The organism is Streptomyces sp. NPDC056347, assembly GCF_042262625.1.
Lineage (GTDB): Bacteria > Actinomycetota > Actinomycetes > Streptomycetales > Streptomycetaceae > Streptomyces.
In genome coordinates, this window is the sequence record NZ_JBHJQP010000009.1 from 32,682 (window position 1) to 45,162 (window position 12,481).

12 protein-coding genes and 1 pseudogene are annotated in these 12,481 nt (G+C 73.4%); 2 read left to right on the forward strand and 11 right to left on the reverse strand.

The genetic code is table 11. The features are described from left to right. Nucleotides 1–15 precede the first annotated feature (15 nt). The 4 genes from ACFCV8_RS04180 to ACFCV8_RS04195 are packed head-to-tail and all read right to left on the reverse strand — an operon-like array spanning nt 16 to nt 3,121. Entirely contained in the window at nt 16–672 is a 657-nt protein-coding gene (locus ACFCV8_RS04180) for a hypothetical protein (protein ID WP_376683689.1), read from the reverse strand. Beyond that, the gene (locus ACFCV8_RS04185) at nt 669–1,940 is read right to left on the reverse strand and encodes an MAB_1171c family putative transporter (RefSeq protein WP_376683690.1); all 1,272 of its coding nucleotides are present in this window, start codon (nt 1,938–1,940) and stop codon (nt 669–671) included. The genes ACFCV8_RS04180 and ACFCV8_RS04185 overlap by 4 nt, the downstream gene beginning before the upstream one ends. Before the next feature lie 41 nt (nt 1,941–1,981). Continuing rightward, nucleotides 1,982–2,617 carry a toxin gene (locus ACFCV8_RS04190; RefSeq protein WP_376683691.1) on the reverse strand — a complete coding sequence of 212 codons (636 nt, stop codon included), beginning with the start codon at nt 2,615–2,617 and terminating at the stop codon, nt 1,982–1,984. A gap of 6 nt (nt 2,618–2,623) precedes the next feature. After that, nucleotides 2,624–3,121, reverse strand: coding sequence for a hypothetical protein (locus ACFCV8_RS04195; RefSeq protein ID WP_376683692.1), 498 nt, complete (start codon nt 3,119–3,121; stop codon nt 2,624–2,626). A gap of 787 nt (nt 3,122–3,908) precedes the next feature. Here ACFCV8_RS04195 and ACFCV8_RS04200 point away from each other — a divergent pair. Then, entirely contained in the window at nt 3,909–5,432 is a 1,524-nt protein-coding gene (locus tag ACFCV8_RS04200) for a DEAD/DEAH box helicase (protein ID WP_376683693.1), read from the forward strand. Nucleotides 5,433–5,469: 37 nt separating this feature from the next. On the opposite strand, the gene ACFCV8_RS04205 is transcribed toward ACFCV8_RS04200, so the two are convergent. The 5 genes from ACFCV8_RS04205 to ACFCV8_RS04225 form a co-directional block, all read right to left on the reverse strand. Beyond that, the gene (locus tag ACFCV8_RS04205; RefSeq protein WP_376683694.1) at nt 5,470–6,234 is read right to left on the reverse strand and encodes an SDR family oxidoreductase; all 765 of its coding nucleotides are present in this window, start codon (nt 6,232–6,234) and stop codon (nt 5,470–5,472) included. Nucleotides 6,235–6,702: 468 nt separating this feature from the next. Continuing rightward, on the reverse strand, nt 6,703–7,077 hold the full coding sequence (crcB, locus tag ACFCV8_RS04210; protein ID WP_376683695.1) for a fluoride efflux transporter CrcB: 375 nt from the start codon (nt 7,075–7,077) through the stop codon (nt 6,703–6,705). Further along, nucleotides 7,074–7,493 carry a DUF190 domain-containing protein gene (locus tag ACFCV8_RS04215; RefSeq protein ID WP_376683696.1) on the reverse strand — a complete coding sequence of 140 codons (420 nt, stop codon included), beginning with the start codon at nt 7,491–7,493 and terminating at the stop codon, nt 7,074–7,076. The genes crcB (ACFCV8_RS04210) and ACFCV8_RS04215 overlap by 4 nt, the downstream gene beginning before the upstream one ends. After that, nucleotides 7,490–7,903: a fluoride efflux transporter CrcB gene (gene crcB / locus ACFCV8_RS04220; RefSeq protein ID WP_376683697.1), complete on the reverse strand. Its 414-nt coding sequence runs from the start codon at nt 7,901–7,903 to the stop codon at nt 7,490–7,492. The genes ACFCV8_RS04215 and crcB (ACFCV8_RS04220) overlap by 4 nt, the downstream gene beginning before the upstream one ends. A gap of 128 nt (nt 7,904–8,031) precedes the next feature. Further along, nucleotides 8,032–8,931: a GNAT family N-acetyltransferase gene (locus tag ACFCV8_RS04225; protein ID WP_376683698.1), complete on the reverse strand. Its 900-nt coding sequence runs from the start codon at nt 8,929–8,931 to the stop codon at nt 8,032–8,034. Nucleotides 8,932–9,310: 379 nt separating this feature from the next. Here ACFCV8_RS04225 and ACFCV8_RS04230 point away from each other — a divergent pair, with 379 nt between their 5' ends. Next, nucleotides 9,311–10,822 (forward strand): alpha/beta hydrolase, encoded by a 1,512-nt coding sequence (locus ACFCV8_RS04230; RefSeq protein WP_376683699.1) that lies wholly within the window; start codon nt 9,311–9,313, stop codon nt 10,820–10,822. A gap of 178 nt (nt 10,823–11,000) precedes the next feature. Here ACFCV8_RS04230 and ACFCV8_RS04235 read toward each other — a convergent pair. Both ACFCV8_RS04235 and ACFCV8_RS04240 read right to left on the reverse strand, forming a co-directional pair. Next, a pseudogene (locus ACFCV8_RS04235) lies at nt 11,001–11,627 on the reverse strand (phosphoribosyltransferase); the annotation flags it as partial. Between the two features lie 5 nt (nt 11,628–11,632). Then, the gene (locus ACFCV8_RS04240) at nt 11,633–12,430 is read right to left on the reverse strand and encodes a VOC family protein (RefSeq protein WP_376683700.1); all 798 of its coding nucleotides are present in this window, start codon (nt 12,428–12,430) and stop codon (nt 11,633–11,635) included. Between the last annotated feature and the right edge of the window lie 51 nt (nt 12,431–12,481).

Sequence of the window (12,481 nt, forward strand, 5' to 3'; positions counted from 1 at the left end):
GTTCAGCGGCACCTTTCAGCCGAGCAGGAACGCGATGGCCGTGGTGGCCCCCAGCGTCGCTCCGGCGACCGTCTGCGCGACCGTGTGGTACCGCAGCGCGACGCGCGACCAGCACACCGCGACCGTCATCACGTAGCCCAGCAGCCACCACGGCGAGTGGACGGCGGCGAGCAGCGCGACGACGGACGAGGCGACCGCCGCGTCCACCGAGATCTTCCACACCGTGTTGACGGCCAGCAGCACCACGGTCATCGCCCAGAGGGCCAGCATCGCCCGCAGGATGCCGTTCGGGGCGTGGCCGAGAACCATCAGCACCGAACCGGTGCCGATGGAGCCGAGGATGACGAAGAAGATCGGGGCCCGCTTGGTGCGGTCGACGACATGCCGGTCGCCCCAGGTGCCGCGCCCGCGCTCCCACTCGATGTACCCGGCGGGCACCAGGCCCGCGCACAGAGCGCCGAGGAAGCCCCAGAGCAGCCCGGTCCAGTGACCGGCGGCGGCCAGCCCGATGCCGAGCATGCCGACCAGCAGGACGTTGCGGGGCTGGAAGACGTCGGTGACGGTGCGGGCGGTGCGGTTGGTGCGGGTCGTCCCGGCGGCGTCAGCGGCTTCGGGGGTCTCGGGAGCTCCGGGGGCTTCGGTGGTTCCGGGGGTGCTGTCGGCGGTGGTCATGCGGTCTCCTCGAGGGCGGAAGGGGCAGCGGTGGCGTCCGCCAGCACCTGTGCCGCCCGGTCCTGGGCGACCGTCCGGTACGCGGCGGCGACCCGGACCAGCCAGGTCACCTCGCCGTCCTGGTCGGTGGCGTGCTGGGTCTCCACGGCCGCCGCGGTGGTGGCGGGGGCGCCGTTGTTCCGGGCGGTGAGCGCCGCCTTGATCCAGTACGCCTCGGTGAGCGGACCCGCCCGGTCCGGGTCCGTGACGCCGTCCGCCGCGGCGGCCGCCTTCGCGGCGGGCAGCAGGGTGTCGGGCACGTAGTGGCGCAGCTTCTCCACCGCGTCCGCGATGTCGGCGGCCCAGCGGTCGACGCGCAGGTCGGCGGGGGTGCCGAAGCGGGTGATCTCCCGGCTCAGCGAGGCCGGGGGGTCGAAGGGCTGCTCGGGGAAGGACGTCATCAACTCGCGCCACAGACCGTGCAGTCGGACCTGGGCCCGCCAGAGCTTCGCGCGCCGCCGCCCCTTGCTGAGGGCCGGGATCGAGGCGCCCACGGCGAAGAAGGCGAACAGCACCACCTGGGCGGCCTCGGTGACCTCGTCGAAGCGGAGCGCGAAGGACTGGCTCGGGGTGTCGACGACGCTGACCCACAGGAACAGGGTCCGGCTGACGGTGTAACCGACGCCGATGATCATGGCGAACGTCATCATCCCGAGGCCGACGCGCAGATGACGCGTCCCGGCCCCGGCGGTGGCCAGCGCCCACTGGTACGCGCAGACGGCGGAGGCCGCGCCGAGGTAGAGGTAGAAGACGCTCATGTACAGCGTGGCGCCCCACTGACCGGCGTGGTCGGAGACGAAACGGTCGGAGGGGGTCGAGCGGTCGACGACGGTGAAGAACAGCACCGTGAGCAGGACCAGCGTGGCGATCGACGCCTTGGCCGCCACCTGCTGGATGGCACGGGCGAAGCGCACATGGCGCGGTACGCCCCCGGCGTCCGGGTAGCGGCCGTAGATCGCCACGATGTAGCTGAGGATGGCCAGAATCGCGATCGTCGCCGTGTAGTGCTTGATCAGTACGGCGAGGTCGGTGACGGCACTGTCGTTGAGCGCGATGCGCACGGCCCGGGTCTTGGTCCACAGGGCGGCGGCGAAGCCCGCGTAACAGCCCCACAGGGCCCGGCGGCGCTTGTCTTCCTCGTCGCCCCACAGGGCCGAGGGCATGCGCCACAGGGCGACGGCCGTCATCAGGGCGGCTATGAGGTAGCCGGCTAGGTCGAGCGGGGTCACGGCAGGGTCCTTGGGGGGAGGGGGACGGGGAACGGGGCGGGTCAGTCTCGGCGGAACAGGCCGCGGCGGCGGTTGGCGACCGGGCGGGAGAGGGAGTTGGCCAGCCGCCCCACCATGTCGTCGCTCGTCACGTCCAGGGCCAGGCGGGGGATGAGCGAGGCGCCGAGCTCGGCCATCCGCTCGTCATGGGTGTCGTACTGCGCGCGAGCCTGCACGGTGCCGTCCCCCGAGCGGATCGCGTCGGCGATCTCGGCCACCGCGGGCGGCCGCGGGGCGGTCGGTGCGGCGGGCGACGGCGGGGAGGACGGGGGGCCGGTGCCCAGGACCCGGCTGATCAGCGAGGTGTCGAAGACCGGGAGCAGGCGGCGGAGCTGCTCCGGATCAAGGGAAGTGCCGTGGTCGAACCACTCGTGGCACAGCTCGTGCAGGATCACGTGCTGGGTCTGGTACGCGGTCGGCCGGCGGCGGTAGAGCACGAAGCTCGTCCCGCCGGTCTTCAGGCGCAGCCCACAGGCGGCGTTGACCCGGGCCAGCCGGTCGGGCATCTCGTGCAGCATGATGGTGCGGCCGCGGGCCGCCTCCATGTTCGCCACCAGTGCGTCGATGGAGAAGGGTGCGGGTATGGGCAGGTCGGCCAGTCCGGCCTCGCACTCCTTTCGCAGTTGGCGCAAGGACATGGAGGACTACTCCTCCTGTTCGCCGGGTGCACCGCCGACGCCCGACGCGCCCGGCCGGCCCGTGGACCGGCCCGCGGACCGACCCTTGGGCTGCCCCTTGGACTCCTCCAGCAGGGAGAGCGCGAACTGCAGCAGCTCCGGCGGGAGTCCGTCCTCGTCGAGGCCCCGTCCCGCCACCCCGCTGATCTCCCCGGTCCGCCGCATCGCGAGGAACTGGAGCCCGGCCACGACGTCGTCGACGACCTCCGACTCCTCCTTGAAGAACCGCCAGTCCACGCCGAACCCCAGGCCGAGCGCCTTGAGGATCTCCTCGGAGGGCTGAGTGACCTTGCCCGCAAGGATGTTGGAGAAGTAGCTGTGCGAGAGCGAGCCGCCGCGCTCCTTGACGAGCTCGGCGAAGAAGCGGCCCGAGATCTTCTGGCCGGGGAAGGTCTTCTCCACCATGTACTCGACCTTCTGCTGCAAGGTCCGCAGCTCCGGCGTGCGTTCCTCGGCGCTGTCCATCGGGCCCCCCACGTATCCGCCGCTTCCGTTCGATCGGTGATCACGGTCATCGACTCGGTCAACGGGCTCGTACTGTAACGAACGCCGACGCGACGCCCCCCGAGCGGTAGGCGGAACGCGAACGGGCTTGCGCAAACACGCAACGTCACTGTTAACTCGAAAAAACACGGGCAGGGGACCACGAGGGGAGTCCCCTGCCCGTGAAAGAACGTGCCCTGCGCGAATTCACCGAGGACAAAAGGTGCATTGCGCACACAGATGGCCGGTGAGCGCTCCGCGGGCATGGGTGTAGCCCTTCACGACGGGGGATGCGTGAAGGGCTACACCTGCATTATGGCCACTGGCCAGGCCATCATCAACTGCCCTCCGGCGCGGCGCACCCGTCGGCAGGCGCACGGAAGCACGGCACGGGCGGACGGCCGGGACCGCGCGCCGGGGGTGGAAAATGAGTTCCCCGGCCCGATCGGGCGGAATATCGCACCGCGCAGCCGGCCTACCCGAGAAAGAATTCCCGGGCACATCGCGCAACACCCTCCCCCAGCACTCCTTCGACACTTCCCGGAATTCCCCCCACGCTTTCCGTGAAGTTTTCCCGGACACTTTTCCAGCGATTTTCCATATACGTCCTGCGGAAATCACACGCAATTCGAGAGGAATTTTCGCGTGCTATTCTGCGTGGGGGCCGAGTCGTGGTTCGCCGTGGGGTACGGGGCTGGTCGCCCGGAACCGGACGGCTCCGGACGGTTCGCCCGAGCCGCCCGGACAATTTGGAGGAAGGGTTCCTCTCATGGATCACGACCACGACAGCACCACGCATTCGACCGACCATAATTCCCCTGACGCCGGGGCACGTTCCGAAAACTCCGTCAGGAACACCGTCACGGACGCCAGTCCTGTCACGGACACCAGCCCTGTCACGGACGTCGGTCCCGTCACGGACGCCGGTCCCGTCACGGAGTTCGCCGAACTCCCGCTGCCCGCCGCGCTGCTGCCCGTGCTCGCCGGCGAGGGGATCACCACCCCGTTCCCGGTCCAGGCGGCCACTCTGCCGAGTGCCCTGGCGGGGCGCGACGTCCTGGGGCGGGGCCGGACCGGTTCCGGGAAGACGCTCGCCTTCGGTCTCGCCGTGCTGGCGCGTACCGCGGGCAGCCGGGCCGAGTCGCGTCGGCCGCTGGCCCTGGTCCTGGTGCCCACCCGGGAGCTGGCGCAGCAGGTCACCGAGGCGCTCGCCCCGTACGCCCGGGCGTTGCGGCTGCGGCTGGCCACGCTGTACGGCGGGGTGCCCGTGGCACCGCAGGCGGCCGCGTTGCGCGAGGGCGCCGAGGTCGTCGTCGCGACGCCGGGCAGGCTCCGGGATCTCGTCGAGCGCCGGAGCTGCCGGCTGGACCGGGTGGCCGTCACGGTCCTCGACGAGGCGGACCGGATGGCCGACATGGGCTTCCTGCCGCAGGTCACCGCAGTGCTGGACCTGGTACGGCCGCAGGGGCAGCGGCTGTTGTTCTCCGCGACCCTGGACAGCGACGTCGACGAGCTCGTGCGCCGCTATCTGCACGACCCGGTGGTGCACTCGGCCGATCCGGTGGCCGGTGCGGTGGCGGCGACGGAGCACCATCTGCTCCTGGTCCGGCCCGCCGACAAGTTCACCGTCGCGACCCGGATCGCGGCCCGCGACGGCCGGGTGATCCTCTTCCTGCACACCAAGCACGCCGCGGACCGGTTCGCCGCCCATCTGCTCGGCAGCGGTGTACGGGCCGCGGCGCTGCACGGCGGCAAGTCCCAGCAGGAGCGCACCCGTACGCTGGAGCGGTTCCGGGCCGGACAGATCACGGCGCTGGTCGCCACGGACGTCGCGGCGCGCGGCATCCACGTCGACGAGCTGGACCTGGTCGTCAACGTCGATCCGCCGGGCGACCACAAGGACTACCTGCACCGGGGCGGGCGCACCTCGCGCGCCGGAGCGTCCGGCACCGTCGTCACGCTGGCGCTCCCGACCGAACGCCGCGAGACGGTCCGGCTGATGGCCGAGGCCGGGATCACCCCGCTGACCACCCGGGTTCACCCCGGGGACGCCGAGCTGAGCCGGATCACCGGGGCGCGCGAGCCCTCGGGCGTACCGGTCGACGGCGCCGCCCCCACCCGGGAGCGGACCGGCGCCGGCGGCGGCGGGGGCAACGGCGGTGGCGGTGGCGGTGCGCCGTTCCGGGGCCTGGGCAGCCGTCCCGCGAAGCCGGGGCGTTCGCGCCGCGCGGACCTGCCCACGGCCCAGGCCCGCGCCGCGGCGAAGCAGCGCCGCGCCAACCGGAGCGGCTGAGCCCCGCGCCCCTGCCGAGGGCTCCGGGCCCCCGCCCCTACCGGCCGCCCGCGACCCGCAGCACCGCGCCGGTCACGTACGACGCCTCGGCCGACAGGAGCCAGCTGATCGCGGCGGCGATCTCCGGGGCGGCGCCGGTCCGGCCGAGCGGGATGCCGGGGACGGCCGCCGCCGCCCGGCCCGGGTCCCCCGCCTCGGCGTGCATGTCGGTGTCGACCATGCCCGGGGCGACCGCGTTGACCCTGATGCCGTCGGGGCCCAGCTCCTTGGAGAGCCCGACCGTCAGCGCGTCCGTCGCCGCCTTCGTGGCCGCGTAATGGACGAAGTCCCCCGGGCTGCCCAACGTGGCGGCGGCCGAGGACACATTGACGATGGCGCCGCCCGTGCCCGCCGCCATGTCCTTCGCGGCCCGGCGGCAGCAGAACAGGCAGCCGAGCAGGTTCACATCGACGACCCGGCGCAGGTTCTCGGCGGAGGTGTCGGCGAGCCGTCCGAGCGGGCCGGTCACGCCCGCGTTGTTGACCAGCCCGGTGACGGGGCCGAGTTGCTGGGCCGCGATGTCGAAGAGCCGTTCCACCTCGGCCTCTTCGGCGGTGTCCACCCGTACGGTGACGCAGCGCGCCCCGGCGGACCGTACCGCCGCCGCGGTCCGCTCGGCGGCCTGCGCGTCGCGTACGTAGCCCAGCGCGAGGTCGTGTCCCTCCGAGGCGAGGCGGATACAGGTCGCGGCGCCGATGCCCCGGCTGCCGCCGGTGACGACGGTGACGGGACGCGGGGGCGCGGGGGCAGTGCTGTCCGGCACGGGAGAGCCTTTCGGTCGGCACACGGAGCGGATCGTGTGCGGGGTACCAGGATGCGTCCGGGCGGGCGGGAACGGCACGGGCCCGGCGGCCGGTGCCGCATCGCGCGGCACGTGGCGGACCTCGGCCACGACGACGCGCACGGCACCACCGTCCTCGCCCGGGGCGGGCCGCCCGGCGGGCCGACGACATCCGGTGTGCCGTCGAGGACCGGCCGAAGGCACCGGCCGAAGGGGACCCGCCGGCCGGGGTACGTCCGGGGCCGCCGTTGGGGTGGTGCCGGGCGGGGGCGCGGCGTGGTGGCGGGGGCGGGGCGCGCGCGGTTGCCTAGCGTCGGCGCCTGACGGACCGCTCCGGCGCACCACGGGTTGAATCGCCCGGCGCTCGGTGCCGGCTCCTCCTCAACGGCGTTCCCCTGCCATCGCCTCGCATTGCGGTGGCAGGGGACGCCGACCGCCCGACGGAGCCGCTCACGCCCAGAGGGCCCGCGCCAGCTCGACCCCGGCGAACGCCGCGCCCAGCCCCGCCGCCACGCTTCCCACGACGTTGGCCACCGCGTACGACCGCGCCCCGTCCTCCGCCAGCCGCAGCGTCTCGTAGCTGAACGTCGAGTACGTGCTGAGCGCCCCGCACAGCCCCGTACCGATCAGCAGCTGTACGTGCGAGGAGGCCGCACCGGCCGCCACCGCGCCGGTCAGCAGGCCCAGGATCAGCGAGCCCGACACATTGACCGTGAACGTCCCCCAGGGAAAGACGCTGTCGTGCCGGGACTGCACCGCCCGGTCGGTCAGATAGCGCAACGGGGCGCCGACCGCGGCCCCGACGATCACCAGCAGCCAGTTCACCGGCCCTGCTCCCCCTCGCCGCCGCCGAAGCCGTTGCTCTGGCTGCCGCCGTCACCGTCGCCGTCGCCGTCGCCGCTGCCGAAGCGGACGATCTCGCACTCGTCCAGGACGGCCATTCCGCCGGTCGCCACCAGCTCCTCGATGAGCGGCAGGAACGCGCGTATCCGCTCCTCGCGGTCGACGATCACGACCGCCACCGGCAGGTCCTCGCTCAGCGAGAGCAGCCGCTGGGTGTGGATCATCGAGGAGGCGCCGAAGCCCTCGATCCCCCGGAACACGCTGGCGCCCGAGAGCCCCGCCCGATGGGCCCGGTGCACGATCTCGGTGAAGACCGGGCGGTGGTGCCATCCGTCGGACTCGCCGACGAGGACCGTCAGGCGCAGGGCCCGTTCCGTCCGCGGCGCCGTTGTCGTCATGCCTGCCTCCAGGCCAGTACGCGGCGGGTCGCCCACACCGCGCCCCACACCGCCGTGAGCGCCGCGAGCACGGTCAGCCCCAGATACCCCAGTCCGGCACGGACCCGGCCGCCCTCGACGAGACGCTGGATGTCCACGGCGTACGTGGAGAAGGTGGTGAACCCACCGAGGACCCCCGTGCCGAAGAACGGCCTGACCAGCCGGTGCGCCGACCACGCCTCGCTGATCACCACCATGAACACGCCGATCACCGCGCATCCGACGACGTTCACGACGAGCGTCGTCCACGGAAAACCGGCCGTGGTGGTGGGCCAGAGCAGCGACGCCCCGTACCGGGCACACGCGCCGATCACACCGCCGAGCGCGACCACCGCGACGACGGGACCCTGCGGATTCGGGGCTGCTCCCATGGACACGAATCTCCTGCCTGCTCCACTCACCAGGCTATCGCCGCCGGGCGCCGCCGTGCGCCGGGGACGGCGGATCCCGTACGGCCCCGTGGGGTCCCGTACGGCCCCGTCCCCGGCGCGCGCGCCGTCTACCCGGCCCGGCCCGTCGGGTGGAAGTTGACGCGCTCGCGCACCACGGGGAAGCCGGCCCTGGCGAAGTTCGCGGCCATGGGGAAGTTGCCCCGGTCCGTCGCTCCGCCGACGAACTCCGCGCCCCGCTCCACGAGGAAGTGGGTGCACTCGGCGAGGAGGTCGTAGGCGTAGCCGCGGCCTCGGTGCCGCGGGACGACTCCGATGAAGCCGATGGTCGGGCCGGAGGGGTTGTGCGCCGGAATGTGGATGCCGACGAGCTCGCCCTCCGGTGTGTACGCGGTCTGCCACCACTCCCTCGGGGAGGGGCACCAGTGGAAGAAGTCGATCTCCTCCTGGGCGGCCCGGTCGAGGCCGCCCTCCTCGACGGCCCTGAGCGCGTGGGCGTCGAGGGTGGCGGAGTGGATGTCGCGCAACGCGTCGAAGAACACCGCATCGTCGGGCTCGGCCCTGAAGCGCAGTCGTCCGGGCCGCTCGGGCAGGCCGTGATCCGGGGTCCAGCGGTACAGGAAACGTTCCACCAAGAGTTCGTAACCGGCGGCTCGCGCGGCGGTGAAGCGGGCCTCGGCGGCGGCGCGCAGGGTGGGCTCGTCCCGCCAGCCACCCGGCAGGTTGATCTCCAGTTCGACCTGCCAGGGGGCGGAGCGCAGGAGCTCGGCCCCCGCCGCCTCCTGGCCCTCGGCCACGTCGAACCAGTTGATGTTGACGGGTTCCGGATCGTCGGGGCCGCCCCACCAGGCGCCCCGGGCGACGACCTCGCCGTCGCGCAGGGCGACACGCATCCACTCGGTGCGGAACCGGGTACGCCGATGGCTTTCACGGGCGCCCAGTGGGTCGGGCAGTGCGTCGAAGAGACGGGCGTCGCTCGTGGAGAGCGCGCGGATGACCGTTCCGGTCATGGATTCCTCCGGGATACAAGCTGCTCGGAGCGCTCCCGGTCAGAATTCACGCAACACGCCGGGACAGCGGAAAAGGGAGCGCTGGAAAGGTGTGAACCGCACGGCACTCGCCTCCTTCCGTCCATCTCAGGGCGTGGAGCCCACACAGTAGGGGATGCTCCGCGGCCCGTCCAAGGGATTCCGCGCCCCGGGCTCGTCCCGCCCGGCCGCCGGGGCGGATCGCCGCCGTATCCGCCGGGCCGTCCTCCCCTCCGCCTCCCCTCCGTACGACGTGACGCTTTCCCCTCCACCTGTCACATGCGCCCCGGGGGCTAACCCCACCGGCTTCCGTCATGGCTGCCGGATGGGCCCGGGGATCATGTCCCACCAGGCTGGGGGCATGAGGACCTACCGGGGATCGACCCCGCTCGCAGCCCTGTCCGTCACCGCTGTCACCGCCGCCCTGCTCGCCGGGGCCGCGCCCCCGGGGACCGCCGCCGCCTCGGCCGGCCCCGCGTCCGCGCTCTCCTGGCGGCCCTGCGCCCAGGAGGGCGGACCGGCCGGGCAGGAGTGCGCCGAGCTGCCCGTACCGCTGGACCACCGGGACCCGGACGGGCCGCGGCTCTCCCTCGCCGTGACCCGGGTCATGAGCGACCGGCCGGACGAGCGGCGCGGGACGCTGCTGGTGATCGCGGGCGGTCCGGGCGGCTCCGGGGTGCGGCAGGTGACGGAGACGGGGCAGGCGTTACGGCGGGCGACGGGCGGGCGGTACGACATCGTCGGCCTCGACCCGCGCGGGGTCGGCGGCAGCACGAAGGCGGGCTGCGGCCTGGAACCGGAGGACCGGGAGCTGGTGAACATGCGGTCCTGGCCCGGCCCCGACGGCTCGATCACCGAGAACGTGACCCGGGCCCGGCGCATCGCGGAGACCTGCGCCCGCAACGGCGGCGCCCTGCTGAGGAGCCTCACCACGGCCAACGAGGCCCGGGACATCGATCTCTTCCGGCAGGCACTCGGCGAGGAGAAGCTCTCGGCCTGGGGCGTGTCGTACGGCACCTACGTGGGAGCGGTGTACGCGCAGAAGTACCCGCAGCACACCGACCGCTGGGTGCTGGACAGCAACGACGACCCGGACCCGGCGCGGGTCGCGCAGGGCTGGCTGGCCAACATGGCGGTGGGCGTGGACGACCGTTTCCCCGACTTCGCGCGCTGGGCCTCCGACCCGGCCCGGGACGCGGAGGGGCTGCGGCTCGCGCGGCGGGCCGGCGACGTACGGCCGCTGGTGCTGGCGCTGGCGGCGCGGCTGGACCGCGAGCCGAGGGAGACCACCGCCCCGGGTGTGCCGCTGACCGGCAACCGGCTGCGCCAGGCGCTCCAGCTGGCCATGGAGGACGACGACTCCTTCGCCGGGTTCGCGGAGCTGGTCCGGGCGGCCGGGGACAGCACGGCGAAGCCGGTCCTGCCCGCCGCGCTGAGCGGGCCGCTGCCGGACGCGGACGCGACGGTCGCGATGGGCGTGGTCTGCAACGACGTGCGCTGGCGGGGCACCGTTCCCGAGTACCGCCGGGCCGTGGCCGCCGACCGTGCGGCGCACCCGCTGACCGCCGGGGAGCCGGTGAACCTCAACGCGTGCTCCTTCTGGAAGGACGCCCCCGCCGAGGAACCGGTCACGGTCAACGACCGGGGGCCGTCCAACATCCTGATGATCCAGGGCCTGCGCGACCCGGACACCCCCTATTCCGGTGCCCTGAGGATGCGCGCGGCGCTCGGCGGACGGGCCCGCATGGTCGCCGTCGACCGGGGCGGGCACGGCATGTACCTGGACAACGGGAACGCCTGCGGCGACCGCGTCGTCACCACGTTCCTGACGACGGGACAACGGCCGGAGCGGGACGTCCTCTGCACGGACTGACCCGACCGCCCGGCCCGGGCCCGCCGCACGGGACCCGGCCCGGCCGCACGGACCGGCCGCACGGACCGGCACCGCGCGGCACGTCGGACACCCCCGCGGCACGTCGGCCGTCCCCGCGGCACGTCGGACACCCGGGCGCCGGTCAGTCGCAGCCCGGTGTCGGGTGGCCGCCGTTGCGGGCCCGGGTCAGGAGGGAGATCACCTCGTCGTCGGGGGTCTGCGAGAAGTCCCGGTACCACTCGCCGACCGCGTGGAACATCCGCGGCACCGACAGGCACACCACCTGGTCCGCGACCCGGCGCAGCCGCACGAGCGCCTCCGGCGGTGCAACCGGAACGGCCGCCACCAGCAGGGCCGGGTGCTGGGCCCGTACCACCCGGCAGGCCGCCTCGGCGGTGGCGCCGGTCGCGACGCCGTCGTCCACCACGACCACCGTCCGGCCGGCGAGCGGAATCCGGGCCCGGCCCGCCCGGTACACCCGTGCCCGGCGGGCAAGTTCGGCCTGCTCGACGCGTTCGACCGCCGCGAGGTCCTGCCGCCCGGCCCGCAGCCGACCGGCGACGCCCTCGTTGACGACCCGTACCCCGCCCTCGCCCAGCGCGCCGAACGCCACCTCCTCGTGGTGCGGCACCCCGAGCTTGCGGACGACGATCACGTCCAGCTCGGCGCCCAGGGTCTGCGCCACCTCGAAGGCCACCGGGACACCGCCGCGCGGGAGGCCCAGCACGACCGGGTGCTCCCGCTCCAGGCGGCGCAGCGCCTCGGCCAGCTGCTGTCCCGCGTCGGCGCGGTCGACGAACAGCACGGCGGTCAGGAGACCGGGACGGTCGTGGGCATCTCGCCCTCGGTCGTGGTCACGTCGATCACGGAGAACGCGGCGCCCTGCGGGTCGGTCAGCGCGGCGAAGCGGCCGAACGGCATGCTCATCGGGCCGAAGCGCAGGACGGCGCCGCGCTCGGTGGCCTTCGCGACGGCCGCGTCGCAGTCGGCGACGGTGAAGTACACGTTCACGTACGGCGGGACCTCGGGCGGGAACTCGTCGCCCATCCTCATCCGCCCCATGACCGTTTCGTCGCCGACGTCGAAGAGCCGGAAGTCGACGTGGTCGTCCCGCATCTCCCGCACGGTGTACGGGAAGACGGCGGGGAAGAAGGCGTCGGCCTTCGCGGGCTCCCGGGTGAAGACCTCCGCCCAGCAGAACGCGCCGGGCACCCTGCGTGCCCCGAAGCCCTCGTGGGTGCCCGCCTGCCACACCCCGAAGGCGACGCCGCCGGGGTCGCGGGCCATCAGCATGGTGCCGAAGTCCCCGACCCGCATCGGGTCCATCAGGGTCTCGCCGCCGTTGGCGCGGATCTTCTCGGCGGTGGCGGCGGCGTTCGGCGAGGCCAGGTACAGGCACCAGGCCGACGGGGCGTCCTGGCCGGGCATCGGGGGCACCACCGCGGCGACCGCCTTCCCGTCGACGTACGCCTGGGTGTAGTTGCCGAACTCCGTCGAGGACTCGCCGAACGTCCAGCCCAGCACGTCCCCGTAGAAGCTCTTCGCCGCGTCCAGGTCGGCGAACGTCGCGTCGGCCCAGCAGGGGGTGCCCTCCGGTAGTGCGGCCATCGCCTGACTCCTTCCCGCTCGGTGGGGGTGGTCCGGCTCCTCACGCTAACC

What these genes read in the sequence shown, in the direction of transcription:
- ACFCV8_RS04180 (WP_376683689.1), bottom strand. Translation starts at nt 672, where the DNA reads ATGACCACCGCCGACAGCACCCCCGGAACCACCGAAGCCCCCGGAGCT.
- ACFCV8_RS04190 (WP_376683691.1), bottom strand. Translation starts at nt 2,617, where the DNA reads ATGTCCTTGCGCCAACTGCGAAAGGAGTGCGAGGCCGGACTGGCCGAC.
- ACFCV8_RS04195 (WP_376683692.1), bottom strand. Translation starts at nt 3,121, where the DNA reads ATGGACAGCGCCGAGGAACGCACGCCGGAGCTGCGGACCTTGCAGCAG.
- ACFCV8_RS04200 (WP_376683693.1), top strand. Translation starts at nt 3,909, where the DNA reads ATGGATCACGACCACGACAGCACCACGCATTCGACCGACCATAATTCC.
- ACFCV8_RS04215 (WP_376683696.1), bottom strand. Translation starts at nt 7,493, where the DNA reads ATGACGACAACGGCGCCGCGGACGGAACGGGCCCTGCGCCTGACGGTC.
- crcB (WP_376683697.1), bottom strand. Translation starts at nt 7,903, where the DNA reads ATGGGAGCAGCCCCGAATCCGCAGGGTCCCGTCGTCGCGGTGGTCGCG.
- ACFCV8_RS04225 (WP_376683698.1), bottom strand. Translation starts at nt 8,931, where the DNA reads ATGACCGGAACGGTCATCCGCGCGCTCTCCACGAGCGACGCCCGTCTC.
- ACFCV8_RS04230 (WP_376683699.1), top strand. Translation starts at nt 9,311, where the DNA reads ATGAGGACCTACCGGGGATCGACCCCGCTCGCAGCCCTGTCCGTCACC.
- ACFCV8_RS04240 (WP_376683700.1), bottom strand. Translation starts at nt 12,430, where the DNA reads ATGGCCGCACTACCGGAGGGCACCCCCTGCTGGGCCGACGCGACGTTC.